The 15,210-nt window shown below is 59.3% G+C and carries 11 protein-coding genes and 1 tRNA gene; 3 read left to right on the top strand and 9 right to left on the bottom strand.

The window, feature by feature from the left end; genetic code table 11:
* The 8 genes from QZ190_RS09660 to QZ190_RS09695 form a co-directional block, all read right to left on the bottom strand.
* Window positions 1–1,236, bottom strand: a complete 1,236-nt coding sequence (locus QZ190_RS09660; RefSeq protein ID WP_291915555.1) for an ABC transporter substrate-binding protein — start codon at window positions 1,234–1,236, stop codon at window positions 1–3.
* Window positions 1,229–3,220 carry a glycosyltransferase gene (locus tag QZ190_RS09665; protein ID WP_291915556.1) on the bottom strand — a complete coding sequence of 664 codons (1,992 nt, stop codon included), beginning with the start codon at window positions 3,218–3,220 and terminating at the stop codon, window positions 1,229–1,231. Before QZ190_RS09665 ends, QZ190_RS09660 begins: the two co-directional genes overlap by 8 nt.
* Window positions 3,172–4,401: an HlyD family efflux transporter periplasmic adaptor subunit gene (locus tag QZ190_RS09670; protein ID WP_291915557.1), complete on the bottom strand. Its 1,230-nt coding sequence runs from the start codon at window positions 4,399–4,401 to the stop codon at window positions 3,172–3,174. The genes QZ190_RS09665 and QZ190_RS09670 overlap by 49 nt, the downstream gene beginning before the upstream one ends.
* A 25-nt stretch (window positions 4,402–4,426) precedes the next feature.
* Window positions 4,427–5,086: a Crp/Fnr family transcriptional regulator gene (locus tag QZ190_RS09675; protein WP_291915558.1), complete on the bottom strand. Its 660-nt coding sequence runs from the start codon at window positions 5,084–5,086 to the stop codon at window positions 4,427–4,429.
* A gap of 215 nt (window positions 5,087–5,301) precedes the next feature.
* The gene (rpoD, locus tag QZ190_RS09680) at window positions 5,302–7,809 is read right to left on the bottom strand and encodes an RNA polymerase sigma factor RpoD (protein ID WP_291915559.1); all 2,508 of its coding nucleotides are present in this window, start codon (window positions 7,807–7,809) and stop codon (window positions 5,302–5,304) included.
* Window positions 7,810–8,179: 370 nt separating this feature from the next.
* Window positions 8,180–9,562 carry an ATP-binding protein gene (locus tag QZ190_RS09685; RefSeq protein WP_291915560.1) on the bottom strand — a complete coding sequence of 461 codons (1,383 nt, stop codon included), beginning with the start codon at window positions 9,560–9,562 and terminating at the stop codon, window positions 8,180–8,182.
* Window positions 9,559–10,287, bottom strand: a complete 729-nt coding sequence (gene ompR, locus QZ190_RS09690) for a two-component system response regulator OmpR (RefSeq protein WP_291915561.1) — start codon at window positions 10,285–10,287, stop codon at window positions 9,559–9,561. The genes QZ190_RS09685 and ompR overlap by 4 nt, the downstream gene beginning before the upstream one ends.
* A 16-nt stretch (window positions 10,288–10,303) precedes the next feature.
* The gene (locus QZ190_RS09695; protein WP_291915562.1) at window positions 10,304–11,074 is read right to left on the bottom strand and encodes a 3-hydroxybutyrate dehydrogenase; all 771 of its coding nucleotides are present in this window, start codon (window positions 11,072–11,074) and stop codon (window positions 10,304–10,306) included.
* A 101-nt stretch (window positions 11,075–11,175) separates the two neighbouring features.
* Between QZ190_RS09695 and QZ190_RS09700 the strand changes: the two genes are divergently transcribed.
* The 3 genes from QZ190_RS09700 to QZ190_RS09710 all read left to right on the top strand — a co-directional run bounded on the left by QZ190_RS09700 (window position 11,176) and on the right by QZ190_RS09710 (window position 14,607).
* Entirely contained in the window at window positions 11,176–12,129 is a 954-nt protein-coding gene (locus tag QZ190_RS09700; RefSeq protein WP_291915563.1) for an alpha/beta hydrolase, read from the top strand.
* An 85-nt stretch (window positions 12,130–12,214) separates the two neighbouring features.
* Window positions 12,215–14,413: a bifunctional (p)ppGpp synthetase/guanosine-3',5'-bis(diphosphate) 3'-pyrophosphohydrolase gene (locus QZ190_RS09705; RefSeq protein ID WP_291915642.1), complete on the top strand. Its 2,199-nt coding sequence runs from the start codon at window positions 12,215–12,217 to the stop codon at window positions 14,411–14,413.
* A 117-nt stretch (window positions 14,414–14,530) separates the two neighbouring features.
* Window positions 14,531–14,607: transfer RNA gene (locus tag QZ190_RS09710), tRNA-Val, on the top strand.
* A 140-nt stretch (window positions 14,608–14,747) separates the two neighbouring features.
* Here the strand turns inward: QZ190_RS09710 and QZ190_RS09715 are convergent.
* Complete coding sequence (locus tag QZ190_RS09715; protein WP_291915564.1) at window positions 14,748–15,197, bottom strand: tetratricopeptide repeat protein; 450 nt, start codon at window positions 15,195–15,197, stop codon at window positions 14,748–14,750.
* Between the last annotated feature and the right edge of the window lie 13 nt (window positions 15,198–15,210).

Below are 15,210 nucleotides of genomic sequence, written 5' to 3' on the forward strand. Positions count from 1 at the left end.
TCAGTCTTGCGGGATCAGTTGACCGGATGGCGTCAACTTGACAAACAGGACTTGTGATTTGTCCAGTGCGTCATGCCGTTGGGGTGTGAAGGGCTGGGTGTAGTGCCTGACGGCACCCTGAAATGGCGGTAATTTTTCCAAGGCATCCCGGATTTTTTCTGGGGATGTGGTTTTCGCTGTGTCAATGGCCTTGGCCAGAAGGTGGACTGTGTCGTAGGCATGTGCGGCACCCACCGGACTTGGAATGTCGTGCGTGCTGTTCAGGCCATTGTTTTTCAAAATCCAGTCGGCAAGGTAGACGGCACGGGGCCGCTTGTTGTTGATGAACGTGAAGGTCTGAATGAAATCGATGTTGACCATGGACAGTTCTTCATTGACCAGTTCATGCAAGGTCCCCCCCACGGCACCCCAATGCGCCACCACGGGCATGCGCATGGGAGGGGCTTGTGCCGCAATTTCCTTGACCAATAAAGCGCCTTCTTTTTCATTGCCTACAAACAAAAGCCCTTGGGTGCGCGAGTCCAGGCAGGCCTTGTAGTGCTCCTTCAACGAAGCGTCTCCCCAGTTGTACCAACGCACCACCGGAAACTGGGCAGTGTTCGACCTGGACTTCTCTTGGATCACTTTCTCCGCTGAACGACCCCAGGCCGTGTTGGGCAAGATGGCGCAGGCTTGCCGGACCTTGTATTTGGTGCTCAGCCGTCTCATCATGGCTTCGACGCCCCAGTCGTCCTTGAGTGAGACACGAAACGAGTAGGAGGGCTTGTGCGCGTGATCGGTGATGGGGTCTGCTGATCCCCAGACGCTGATCAAAGGAACTTTCAAGCGGTGCGCATCGGGCAGCATCTCCACGCTGATGGGACTGAATTTACCGCTCAACACGGCAACCAGATCCTTGGTGCCCGCCAGTTGAACAAAATTGTCCTTGCCTCGGGCTGAGACCCCTTTGTTGTCGGTGGTGATCAGCTTCAGAGGTCTGCCATTGAGCACGCCCCCCTTGTTGTTGATTTCTTCGATCGCCGCCTTGATGCCCCATTCGGTGGCGATGGCGGAGGTGTTGGTTTTCAGGCCATAGGCGTCATCGAAACCTATCCACACGGGTGCGTGTTGTGTCTGGGCTGGGGTTTGTGCGAAAGCCTGAGCACAGCAGGCACAGAGGATGAACGCAAGGGCCAAGGCCTGGCGTTGAAGGCGGCCATGGAGGGCCTCGAATGGCGTCACAAGGTGTTTAGCCATGGAATGTTTTCTCCCATAAGGATGACATGAGCTGTCGGGTTGAGCTGGTCGCAGGGGCCACCGTGGTGTACTGCCCTGAAAAAAGTTTGCAGATCATGGCGTTGCGCTGCGCCTTGCTGTCGTATTCAAAAGTCGCGGCCAGATGGGCATGTTTCTGTCGCACGGGCTGGATCTTTATTCGCCCCACGCCTTGCACCGTCAGGCTGGCCGTGCCTTTTTGAAACGGTCCATGGCCTGTGGTCGGCAGGGCCAATTTGCAGCCATCGACGCTGGCATCGATGATGTCTACCGCCACTTGGGTTTCGCCATCATGGGCAATGGCCGATTCGGCCATCAAAAAGCGCTCTTCCTTTCTCAAGCGAGGGCCTTCAAAACACAGCAAAGCCGCCAGTCCCAAGGTGACGACGTTCAGCAGGGACCAGAACATGGCCACGGGGAAAAACTCGTCGTGGGGCACCACGGCCAGTTCCGGCACCACGTTCAGCAGCAAGCCCAGCAGCGTCAGGCCCATGCACAGCAAAATCATGCCCAGGCTGAAAAAGTCCACCTTGGCACCATTGACCGCGTCCGAGCCTTTGGGCGTGACCCGAAATGGCTTGCCAAAGGGCTTGACGAGCGAGGCCAGCACCGTTGGCCCCAACCTGAAGCTGGCGAACACCCCCGCAGGCCCGGAGACCAGCGGTGAAAAATGGCCACCGACCAGCCAGCGCATGGCCAGAAAAAACGACAGGAAAACAGGCAGTTGGTAAAACACCATGTCGGCCGTGTCTGTGAAGTGAAAAGGCAACCAACCCAACAGCAAATACGCCAGAGGAATGGCGATCAGCATCAGGCGCACGGCGTATTGCGTGAGCCAGCTGGTGGGGAAAAACAGGATTCTTTGGATGACACTCAAGCCCGGCCCCAGCGGGCCTGCTTTGAGGAACAGGGATTGAATGGCGCCGCGGCACCAGCGTTCACGCTGAACGAAAAAGCCTTCGATCGATTCAGCTGCCAGTCCCATGCTCAAGCGTTCGTTGAGGTAAATGGTTTGGTAGCCCTTGCGCAACATGACCAAGGTGGTCAGCAGGTCCTCTGTGATGCTTTGCGTGGGAATGCCACCAATGGCATCGACCGCTTGGCGACGCATGATGCTGCAAGAGCCGCAGCAAAAGGCAGCCTGCCACGCGTCGCGTGAAGCCGCCATCTGGTCAAAAAACAAGCGTTGCTCGTCTGGGTAAATTTGCATCAAGCCCAGGTTGGTCTGGATCGGGTCTTTGTTGTAGAAGTGTTGGGGCGTTTGCACGATGCCAAGGGCAGGGTCGCTGAAAAAGCCCAAGGTGCTTCGAATGAAGTTCTTGGAGGGCACAAAGTCCGCATCGAACACGGCAATGAACTCGCCTTTGGCATGGTCCAAGGCATGGTTCATGTTGCCGGCTTTGGCGTGGGAGTTGTCGGCCCGGGTCAGGTAGCGTACGCCGGTTTCTTCGCAAAACGTGCGTAACCATTCTCGCTTGCCATCGTCGAGCACCCAGACGGTTTTGTGGGGGTAGTCCACGGCTGCGGCCGCCACGATGGTTTTTTCAAGGACGTCGAGCGGCTCGTTGTACGTGGGAATGAAAATGTCCACCTCTGGCAAGGGGCTGGGCATCTGGTGTTGGTCGGCCTCTTGGCTGCGCGTGTTGGTGCGGCTCATGATGAGCAAAAAGACCGCCACCTCGATGAAGGCCAGGACTTCAATGCCCCAAACGCCCCATATCCACGATTGAGCCCAGGCGCTGTCTTCGTTGTCGGGCCAGACGGTGCTGAACAAACGCCAGGACAGGTAATGCACACACAGCAGTGCGGGGATCAGGCACACCATTTGCCGGGTTTGGATCTGGTGGCGCGGGGTATCCCAGACCATCAAGAAAAATCCAGCGACCAGCAGCAGGGGGATGTAGTCCATGCTGAGAATCACGTCAGGAACGAACTGAGGCGGCTCATCCACACCGAGGGACGCCATTCGCGGGGCACTTTGACGTCCACTTTGCGACCGGCAAAGCACAAGTTTTCCTGCGGATTGTCCAGGTCGGCTGCATTGATCTTGACGAAAATCCGGGCGTCTTTCTTCTCACGCTGCAGCTGTGCAACCAGGGTCATGTCTTGCAAGTTGTTGCCGCTGCCTGTGACGGCATGGATGTGACCCGTGAGCCATTGGGTGCTGCCAATCAGGCGGTACTGAACGGGTTTGCCAATGTCGAATGAGCCCAGCGACGACTCCGGCACCGCCACATCGAGGAACAGGTTGTCGCAGGTGATCACATGGGCCAAGTCGGTCCCGATCACGACTTCCGTACCGTTGCTGCCAAATTTGCGCCACAAAACCCCTTTGCTGGGGGCCAGCATGCGCACTTCGCGCGACACGGCCATGCTCTCGCGCTCTTTGCTGATCTGCAATTGAACATCGGCGCTGCGCCGTTCGTTCTCGCGCAGGCGTGCGGCCACCTCGGTGATTTGCAGGCGCACGTCATCGAGCCGCTGCTGGGTGTAGGGCACGTCATTGCGACCTTCCCCCAGGTAGACAAAGCTTTTGACCGCCTGCTTTTCGGTTTCCAAAAGCCGGATGCGGGCCTTGAAAATGTCGAGTCGGCTTTGCGTGACTTCGAGCGCGTATTGCGCTGCCTCGTTTTGCGCGGGGGAGATGAAGTTTTCCTTCACTAGCAGTGCCTGGCGTTGCACGACCAATTGCTGTTCGCGGATCAGGCTTTCCTGGGCCTTTTTCTCGGATTGGGCCTGGGCCAGTTGTTCTTCCAGTCGGAGAAACTCGTGGGTGCGGTGGACCGAGACCCTGTTTTGCAAATCCTTTTGCAGCTGCTGCAGATTTTTGAGATGTTGCTGCAGGCCCAGGCTTCTTTCAGCCAGGGTTTTTTGCTCCACTTCCATCTCGTTGACGGCGCTTTCCTTGAAGCGGGTGTTGCTGATTCGGACCAATTCTTCGCCTTGCGCGATGGGCTGGCCGGGCATTTTTGCAAAACCGTCCAAGGCCCCTTCGATGGGCGACTTGATCGTCACATAGTGGGTGTTGACGATGGCGTTGATGCTTTGAAAGCTGGCCAATGCCGGCACCAGGACCACTGCAGCAATGAGGAGAATGCCAAAACCCAAGGCGCGTTTGGAGGTTTTCAAGGAGGTGAACGAACCCATGGTTTGATGTGCTTTCTGGTGGGATTCAATGCAGCGCGGCCGGGTGCATCACCCGATAACACTCACAGGCTCTGGCCTCCAGCTTGGGGCGATCCAACACCTCCAGCTGCCCCCGGGTGACTTCGATCAGGCCTTCCTGGCTCAATTTGCCAGCGGCCAATGTGACCGATTCGCGCCGAATGCCCAGCGTGTCGGCGATTTCCTGGTGGGTGATTTGAAGGGAGTGCCCTTGTGTCTTGTCCAGAGTGTTCATGAGCCAGCGAATGAACTGTTGCTCATTGCTGTGTTTGCTGCTGCAAACGGTGGGCATGGCGATCTGCAAGATCATTTGCCGCGTGGCCGCCATCCAGATTTTCAGAAAGGCCCGGTCCTGGGCCAGTTCTGACTGGAAGAGGCTCAAGGGCAATTTGTAGGCAAACCCGGCAAACTTCACCCGCGCCCGGCTGAAGTTCTGGTTGCCCCCCATGACGCCGCTGCCGACCATGCCTTCTCGGCCAATCAAGACAATGTCAGCCGAAGAGCCGTCCGAAATGTCAATTTGCATGGCGATGATGGCGCTCACCGGGAAATAGACGTATTGAATGACCTCATGAGGGCGGAAGATCAACTGTCCTGTTTCCAGGCAAACCAGTTGGAAGGCGGGCAATAATTTGTCGAACTTGTCGGAAATCAATTGCTTAATCATCAAGTTATTGGCTGGACTTAGCACTTTCTGTCCTTTTGGCAGTTATTGATTTATATTTTTGATCAAAAGTGGTTTTGTGAATGTACGTCAGCGTACATAAGCTGGAGGAACATTTCTTGACTTCAGTCAAACAACCGTGCGCTTGTGTGAATTCCGAAAAAAAAGCCCCCCGACTTCGCAGTCGGGGGGCTTGATCGCTTGAAGGGCAGGGCGGTTTACATCGTGTCGATGAAGCTGCGCAGCTTGTCCGAGCGGCTGGGGTGCTTGAGCTTGCGCAGCGCCTTGGCTTCTATTTGGCGGATGCGTTCGCGCGTCACATCGAACTGCTTGCCCACTTCTTCCAGCGTGTGGTCGGTGGACATCTCGATGCCAAAACGCATGCGCAGCACTTTGGCTTCGCGCGGCGTCAGGCTGTCCAGAATGTCCTTGACCACATCGCGCAGGCCCGCTTGCAGGGCCGCGTCCATGGGGGCAGTGTGTGTGCTGTCTTCGATGAAGTCACCCAGGTGGCTGTCGTCGTCGTCACCGATCGGCGTTTCCATGGAGATCGGCTCTTTGGCGATCTTCATGATTTTGCGGATCTTGTCTTCCGGAATCTCCATCTTTTCGGCCAGGATGGAGGCATCGGGCTCGAAGCCGAATTCCTGCAAGTGCTGGCGCGAGATGCGGTTCATCTTGTTGATGGTCTCGATCATGTGCACCGGGATGCGGATCGTGCGGGCCTGGTCCGCAATGGAGCGGGTGATGGCCTGGCGGATCCACCAAGTGGCGTAGGTCGAGAACTTGTAGCCGCGGCGGTATTCGAACTTGTCCACGGCCTTCATCAGGCCGATGTTGCCTTCCTGGATCAAATCAAGGAACTGCAGGCCACGGTTGGTGTACTTCTTGGCGATCGAGATCACCAGGCGCAAGTTGGCCTCGATCATCTCTTTCTTGGCGTCGCGGCTGGCCCGCTCACCGGCATTCATGCGCTTGTTGATGTCTTTGAGCTCATCGAGCGGCACCACCACCTGCGCCTGCAGGTCCATGAGCTTTTGCTGCAGGTCTTGCACGGGCGGGATGTTGCGGCCCATCACGGCGCTCCAGCTCTTGCCCGCGGCGGCCTGCTTTTCGATCCATTTGAGGTTGAGCAGGTGCGACTCCACACGCTTGCCGTTTTTGTCGCGGCCGCTGAAGTCGGCGATGAAGTTGTCTTGCGGGTAGCCGCATTTGTCGACGATGATGCGGCGCAGCTCGCGCTCTTTCTTGCGCACATCGTCCACCTGGCCGCGCACCATGTCGCACAGCTTTTCAATGGTCTTGGCGGTGAAGCGGATGGTCATCAGCTCTTCGGACAGGGCGGACTGGACCTTGTTGTAAGCGGGCGTGCCCCAGCCTTCTTTGTCGTAGACCTTGTGCACTTTCTCGAAGTACTCGGTGATGCGGTCAAAACGCTCAAGCGCCTGGTTTTTCAGCTCTTCAAGCTTCTTGGTCAGGGCCTTGGAGCCGCCTTTGCCATCGTCGTCGTCGGCTTCGTCGAATTCGTCGAAGTCTTCTTCGGCCACGTAGTCGTCGGCTTCGTTCAGGTTAGCAAAGCCATCGACCACGGTGGAGATGACGACCTTGCCTTCGCGGATTTCACTGGCCATGCGCAAGATTTCGGCGATGGTGGCGGGTGACGCGCTGATCGCGGCCATCATGTCCATCAGGCCGCCTTCGATGCGCTTGGCGATTTCGATCTCGCCTTCGCGCGTCAGCAGTTCAACGGTGCCCATTTCGCGCATGTACATGCGCACCGGGTCGGTGGTGCGGCCGAATTCGCTGTCCACGGTGGACAGGGCGGCTTCGGCGGCTTCTTCGGCTTCTTCTTCGGTCGAGCCCGTGGGCGCGTTGTCGGTGATGATCAGGCTCTCGGCGTCGGGCGTTTGCTCGTACACCGCCACACCCAGGTCGTTCAGCGTGGCGATAACCACTTCCAGGGTTTCGGCATCGACCAGCTTGTCGGGCAGGTGGTCGCTGATTTCGCCGTTGGTGAGGTAGCCGCGCGTCTTGCCCAGCTTGATCAGGGCTTTGAGACGGTCGCGGCGCTGCTTCATCTCGGCTTCGGTCAGGACGGTTTCGTCCAGGCCGAATTCCTTCATCAAGGCGCGTTCTTTGGCCTTGCTGATCTTCATGCGCAGGGGCTTGACCTTTTCGCCTGTCTCCGTGACGTTGTCAGCGACAGGTTCGCCTTGCAGATCGTCTTCGAGTTCGGCCAATTCATCGTCGATGCTCGGCTCGGCGATGCTGCCTTTCTTTTTGGGGCCACGCTTGGCACCCGTCACGACTTTTTTGGCCGCAGCTTTCTTGTCTTCGACGGGGGGGGCCGCTTTGGCGGCTTTGGCCGGTTTTTTCACTTCCACGTCGGCGGCCGCGTCTTTGACTTTGGCAGTGGGTTTTTTCTCGATGGCTTCGGATTTCTTGGCGGGCACGGAGGCAGCTTTCTTCACAGGCTTGGCAGAGGTGGCCGGGGCTTTCGTGGCTTTGACTTGGGGCGCTGCTGCCTTGGGGGCCACTTTGTCCGCCGGTTTGGCGGGTGTTTTGGCCGCCACTTTGGCGGTCACCTTGGCAGGTGCTTTGGCGGGCGCTTTTGCCGCAGCTTTGGCCTTGGCGACAGGCGCGTTGGCTTTGGCAGCAGAAGTCTTGGCTACGGTTTTGGATTGGGCAGGGGCCTGGGCAGGCTTCTTCGGCTTTTGAGCGGGCATGGACAACCTCGAAACACAAAAAGGGACAAGGAAACAGACACAGTCAGCGCCAAATACATCCCGGCGCGGGCGTGGGTTAAGGCACAGATCAATACCTCAGATGGGTGTTCAATCTGCAATGGCAAGTGGGTGGGCGAACATTTGGTGTGCAGTCCTTGCGGAACGGTGACCTGCCCGCATGGGGGCGTCGCGCTGATGGCGTTGGTCTGGCCGGAGGTGCTGCTGTCGCGCTTGCCGAAAAATGTGGATTATAACTGATTTATGAATCGTTGTGCCACGCTTTGGCTGAGCCTTGTTTGCGGGTGCCAGGCGATGTGCACGGCAACTAAGCGGGTTAGTTGGCGGCCTTTTGCGACCCAAGCCGAGGGGTTCAGTCGGTGTCCGCTTGCCTGAATTTCATCAAGGCCATCAAGCCGCCAGCGCTGTTGTTGAACACCGAAAACGTGCCGCCCATGCGCTGCACTGAGCGCTCGACAATGGCCAGGCCCAGGCCAGAGCCGGTGGCTGCGGTGCGGGCCGCATCACCTCTGAAAAACGGTTGGGTCAGGTTTTTCAGGGTTTCATCCGACACGCCGGGGCCTTGGTCGCGCACGCGCAGCAGCACCCAGCCCTCGTGCACGCGGGCCACGATTTCGACGCGGGTGATACCGTCCGCTGGGCTTTGGCCGTAGCGCCGGGCGTTTTCCAGCAGGTTGGACAGCACGCGGCCCAACTCCACCGGCTCGGCTTGGACCTGCAGGTCTTCGCCCACATCCACCGTGATTTGCAGGCGCGCGTTGTTACGCCAAGGCGTGATGCAGCGGCTGATCACGCCGGACAACAGCACGGGCCCCAGGTCGGTGGGTTCTGGGCGCGCATAGTCCAAAAACTTGTCAATGATGTCGTCCAGTTGCTCGATGTCGGCCACCATCAATTCGCGGGTTTGCGGGTCGCTGACGCTCAACTCGGTTTCCAGCCGCAAGCGGGCCAGGGGCGTGCGCAGGTCGTGCGAAATCCCGGCCAGCATCAAGGCGCGTTCGGCTTCGATTTTGGCCAGGCGCTCGGCCATGCGGTTGAAGCCGATGTTGACCTCGCGGATCTCGCTGGTGGCGGCCCCTTCGTCCAGGGGCGCGCCATGGAAATGCCCCTCACGCACCCGGCTGGCCGCGTAAGACAGGCGTTTGAGCGGGCGGTTGATCAGGCCTGCCATGATGGCCGCGCCCACCAAGGACAGTGCAGTGGTGAAGCTCAACCACAGCAGCCAGGCGCTGCCGCCCAAGGGCTTCAGACGCGAGGGGTCCATTTGCAGCCAGTAGCTGTCGCGTGCGATGGCAAAGCCAATCCACAGACCCTCTTCGTCGTTCACGCTCGAGGCCACAACAGTGCCGGGCCCCAGTCTTTTGACCATTTCATTGACCAGCCGACTGTCCATGCCCGAATCGGTGAAGGTTTCGATGTGATCGTCAGGCTCGCGCAGCTGGATGCGGACATCCTCTTCATCGGCCAACATTTTGATGAGGGACAGGCGGGCGATCTCATCGCTGTTTTTCAGCGCGGTTTTGGTCAGGTTGACCACGGTGGCGATTTGGTGGGCATTGCGCAGGATGCGTGGCTCGTATTCCTGCGTTTTGAACATCTGCAGCCAGGCCACGCTGCTGAAAAAAATCAGCAAGGCCAACAAAATGAAGGTGCGCCAAAAAAGGCTGAGCTTGACCAAGGGGCCAGCTGTGGGGCTGGCCGTTACTTCATCCGGGGCAGTGGGCGCTGTTTTCACGCTTGTCCATCGGGCACAAACACGTAGCCCACACCCCAAACCGTCTGGATGATTTTGGGCGAGGCGGGGTCGACTTCGATCATTTTGCGCAGGCGGGAAATCTGCACATCCAGGCTGCGGTCAAAGGGCTCGAACTCGCGGCCTCGCGCCAGTTGCGCCAACTTGTCGCGCGTGAGCGATTGCCGTGGGTGTCTGGCCAAGGCCTTGAGCATGGCAAATTCGCCTGTGGTCAGCGCCATGTCCACGCCGTCCTTGCTCAGCGACCGGGCCCCCAAGTCAAGCTTGAAGTGGCCGAAGCTGATGACCTCTTCTTCCGCCGAGGGTGAGCCGGGCAGCTCGGTGACGGGTCTGCGGCGCAGCACCGCATGGATGCGGGCTAGCAACTCCCGGGGGTTGAAGGGCTTGCCTAGGTAGTCGTCGGCCCCGATCTCCAGGCCATTGATGCGGTCCACGTCTTCGCCTTTGGCGGTCAACATGATGACCGGCGTTTTGACCCCGCTGGCGCGCAGACGTCTGCAAATGCTCAGGCCGTCTTCGCCGGGCAGCATGAGGTCGAGCACGATCAGGTCGATTGTTTCGCGTTGCAGGATGCGGTCGAGGGCGCGGCCATCTTCGGCCAGCAACACGTCAAAGCCCTCTTGCGACAAAAAACGGCGCAAGAGGTCGCGGATGCGGGCGTCATCGTCCACGATGACGATTTTGTCCAGTCGGTGTGAGTTACTCATGCTTGGTCTCTTGGGGTCACTGGGCGGTCCAGCCGCCGTCCATGTTCCAGGCCACACCGCGCACGTTGTTGCCTGCGGCCGAGCAGAAGAACACCGCCAGCTCGCCCAGCTCTTCGGGCGTGGTGAACTGCATGGAGGGCTCTTTCTCTTGCAGCAACTGTTTCTTGGCATCTTCGTTCGACAAGCCCATGGCTTGCGCCTTGGCGTCCACCTGTTTTTGCACCAGCGGTGTCAACACCCAGCCGGGGCAAATCGCGTTGCAGGTCACGCCAGTGGTGGCGTTTTCGAGGGCTGTGACCTTGGTCAGGCCCACCACACCGTGCTTGGCGGCCACATAGGCCGACTTTTCGGCCGAACCCACCAGGCCGTGGATGGACGCGACATTGATGATGCGGCCCCAGTTGGCGGCCTTCATGGCGGGCAGGGCCAGGCGTGTGGCGTGGAAGGCGCTGCTCAGGTTGATGGCGATGATGGCGTCCCAGCGCTCGATGGGGAAGTCTTCGATCTTGGCCACATGCTGGATGCCGGCGTTGTTGACCAAAATGTCGACCCGGCCAAAAGTGTCGGCGGCGAACTTCATCATCGCCTCAATCTCAGTGGCTTTGCTCATGTCGGCGCCGTGGTAAGCCACTTTCACGCCCAAGGCAGCGATTTCGGCCTTGGGGCCTTCGGCATCGCCAAAACCGTTGAGCACAATGTTGGCGCCTTGTTTGGCCAAAGCCTTGGCAATGCCCAGTCCGATACCGCTGGTTGAACCCGTGACCAGTGCTGTTTTACCTTGCAACATGTTTTCCACTCCGTAAGATGAATTAGGATGTCCAAAAGTCCATTATGGCGCTGCCCAAGCCCGGTTTGACGGGCAGCCCTTCCAGATTGTTTCCGATTGTCATGACCTTGATCCCCACCCTGGCCACCAACGCCTCCCACCCATGCCCCCAACTCGAATGGGTCACTTGCCCGCACCCCGAAGGCCAGCACCGCATGGCCTATTGGCGCTGGGGTGATGCGGATGCCCGCCACGTGGTGGTGTGCGTGCACGGCCTGACCCGCCAGGGCCGCGACTTTGACCGTTTGGCCCAGGCCTTGGTGGCACAAAGCCCCGAGCCCCTGCAAGTCATCTGTCCCGATGTGGCGGGCCGTGGGCGAAGCGAATGGCTCAGCGAGCCCGCGCTGTACCAAATTCCGCAGTACGCGGGCGACATGCTGGCCTTGCTGGGCCAGATTCAGCAGCAACTTGGGGCGGACAAGCCCCTGCAAACACTGGACTGGGTGGGCACCAGCATGGGCGGCTTGATTGGCATGGTGCTGGCCGGGCAGCCCGGCCTGCCGCTGCCGTGCCCCATTCGCCGCCTGGTGCTCAACGACGTGGGCCCGGCCATCACCTGGTCTTCGGTTCAGCGCATGCAAGCCTATGTGGGTCAATACGGCCAATACCGCGACCTTGATGAAGCTGCAGCTGCTTTGTGGGCCTTGTCTCAAGGTTTTGGTCCGGTCTTGCCCGAGGTCTGGCGCGAGATGTCGTTGCACATGACCCGCGCCGCCGCCGATGGCCAACTGACCCTGCACTACGACCCGGCCATCGGCGTGCCCGTGCGGGCCTTGACGCCCGAAGCCGCCGCTGCCGGAGAGGCCACTTTGTGGGCCCTGTACGACCAAATCCAGGCGCAAACCCTTTTGATTCGAGGGCAGGACTCGGACTTGCTGACACCTGAAACTGCTGCTCATATGACGCAGCGCGGCCCCCGTGCACAGCTGGACACCTGGCCCGGTTTTGGCCACGCGCCCACCTTGACGGGGGACGATCAAATCGCGGTTTTGACCCAATTTTTGCTGGGCCAGTAGACGCATGGTCAGCCCCACCTCCAGCCACGCGGCCAGCCCAATGTCGGCCGCAGCCCGCTTGCACGCCAACCCTTTGCCCCCGGTCATGCGGGCCACGGCCGATGCACCTGTGAATGCCGAGCAGTCAGAGTCCTTGGACATCCTGGCCAAGGCGCGTGCTTTTGCCGAACCCTTGATCTCCGGCGAAATGCTGGACACGGGTGAAAACATCCTGGCGCATGCCGATGCCGTGGCCGCCATCTTGGCCGGCATTGGCGGCTCGGTGGCCATGCAGGCGGCCAGTTACCTGGTGTATGCCTGCCCGCACCTGAACAAACCTGAAGAGGTGATTGGCAAAGCCTTTGGTCCGCAGTTGGCGCAACTGGCCATGCAAACCAACCAACTGGTGCATGTGCAGCGCCTGTCGCGAGCGGCTGAATCCAGCACCCTTGGCCCTGACAACACGCCGCTGAGCCCCCGAGTCCAGACCGAAAACGTGCGCAAGATGCTGCTGGCCTTCAGCCGTGATTTGCGTGTGGTCATGCTGCGTTTGGCCTCGCGTCTGCAAACCCTGCGCCATTTCGCCGCCACCAAGCTGCCGGTCCCTGCAGTTCTGGCCAGCGAGTCGCTGCAGGTGTTCGCGCCCTTGGCCAACCGCTTGGGCATCTGGCAGATCAAATGGGAGATGGAAGACCTGTCCTTCCGTTTTCTGGAGCCCACGACTTACAAAGACATTGCCCGGCTGCTGGATGAAAAACGCACCGAGCGCGAGCGCTACATGGTGGCCCTGCGCGAGCGCTTGGAGCAGGCTTTGGCCGCTCAGGGCATTGTGGCTTCGGTCGAGGGGCGGCCCAAGCACATCTACAGCATCGTGCGCAAAATGCGCGGCAAATCGCTGCCTTTTGAGCGGGTGTTCGACATCCGGGCGCTGCGCGTGGTGGTGCCGGGCGTGGCCGATTGTTACCAGACGCTCAGCTGGGTGCACGAGCACTTTGCGCCCATTGCCGAAGAGTTTGACGACTACATTGCCAAGCCCAAAGCGAACGGCTACCAGTCACTGCACACCGTGGTGCGCGATGCCGATGGCGGCCCGATCGAGGTGCAAATCCGCACCCAGGCCATGCACGACCACGCCGAGCACGGCGTGGCCGCCCACTGGGCCTACAAAGAAGCGGGCACCAAAGGCTATGCCGGGGTGTCTGCCACCAGCGAATACGACACCAAAATCGCTGTGTTGCGCCAGCTGTTGGCCTGGGAGCGCGACCTTTCCGGCGCGGCTCAAGCCAATGCGCCCGGCGGCGGCCTGTTTGACGACCGCATCTATGTGCTGACGCCCGACGCTGCCGTGGTCGAGCTGCCGCAAGGCGCCACGCCCATCGACTTTGCTTACACGGTGCACACCAATTTGGGCCACCGCTGCCGGGGGGCCAAGGTGGACGGAGCCATGGTGCCGCTGAACACCCAGCTGGCCAATGGCCAGACGGTCGAGATCACCGCCATCAAGGAGGGTGGCCCCTCGCGCGACTGGCTCAATCCCGAGTTGGGCTTTTTGGCCAGCCCCCGTGCGCGGGCCAAAGTTCGCGCTTGGTTCAATGCGCAAGTGATGGCCGAAACCGTGGCCCGTGGGCGCGAGGCGGTCGAGAAATTCCTGCAGCGCCTGGGGCGCACCGCCATCCGGCTGGAAGATCTGGCCAGCCAGCTGGGCTTCAAGTCGGCCGATGGCCTGTTCGAGGTGGTGGGCAAAGACGAGTATTCGCTGCGCAACATCGAGGTGTTGCTCAACCCGCCAGAGCCCGTACCACAAGCTGACGAGTACCTCCACAAGAAGTTCAAGGGCGCGGTGGCCCGCAAATCACCCTCGGGTGTGCTGGTGGTGGGGGTAGATTCCTTGCTGACCCAGCTCTCGCGCTGCTGCAAACCTGCGCCGCCCGATGCGATTGGTGGATTTGTCACACGCGGCAAAGGCGTGAGCATCCACCGCCAGGACTGCAGCAACTTCCGCGAGTTGGCCGCACGCCACGGTGAGCGCGTGATCGATGTGCGTTGGGGCGAGCACAAAGGGGCCGATGCTTCGGTGTACCCGGTCGACGTGGCAGTCGAAGCATTTGACCGCCAAGGCCTGCTGCGCGACATCTCCGAAGTGTTTGCCAAAGAGAAGATGAACGTGATTGGCGTGCAAACCCAGTCCGTCAAAGGCACGGCCTGGATGACCTTCACGGTAGAGATTGGCGACGCGGTCAGCCTGAGCAAGGTTCTGGGCACGGTGCGTGGCGTCAAGGGGGTGAGGGCGGCCAGACGGCGTTGAGTGCCGTGCCTTGCTAGGCTTCGCTCAGCTGCCCTTAAAGTTTGGGCAGAAGACGAGAACTTGTTTCTCAAGGGGGCGAAAAAGCCCGTTTTTTATGGCTATAATTCAAGGCTTAGCAGGCGCGTAGCTCAGTTGGTTAGAGCACCACCTTGACATGGTGGGGGTCGCTAGTTCGAATCTAGTCGCGCCTACCAAATTCGGTAGGAAAAACAAGCACTTGGCAGCAATGCCCAGTGCTTTTTTTTCGCTCTATGCACAGCCAAAATGCCAGTACGTCATTGAAATGCGACCGAAAGAGCCGCATGGTTCAGTGCCATTCAGTTCCAGCAAGCCGCTAATTCTTGCTTTTGTACTTCTTGATGGCATCTTTCAAATCTCGAAGCTCTTCGCAAGAAAACACGCAGACTTTGTCCAAGCGTGCCAACATCTGTTCAGCCCCTGCAAGATCGTTCTTCATGAGCAGAAGTTCGCCGTAATACTCCAAAGCGCCCTTGTGCTTGGGGTCAATCTTCAGGGCCGATTGGTAATAACGTTCAGCTAAGGCCAAATCTGGGGGGGATTTTTTTCGCTGTGCGTAGCCCAGCAGGTTGTTCCAATCGGCGGAGTTGGTTTGGTTGGCTGCCACGAGCGTATTGATGGCATTGGCATAGTTTTTCGCCTTAATTTCTGTTTGAGCCTGAGTTAGCCAAGATGAAGCAGACTCTGATGGGCTGCTGTCAGCCGCATTTGCAACAGCCATGCAAATTGCAAACGCCAGGATAAGTAATTGTTTGATTTTGAACATGATTGAATGCCAA

It is taken from the genome of Limnohabitans sp. (assembly GCF_017848645.1).
GTDB lineage: Bacteria > Pseudomonadota > Gammaproteobacteria > Burkholderiales > Burkholderiaceae_C > Limnohabitans_A.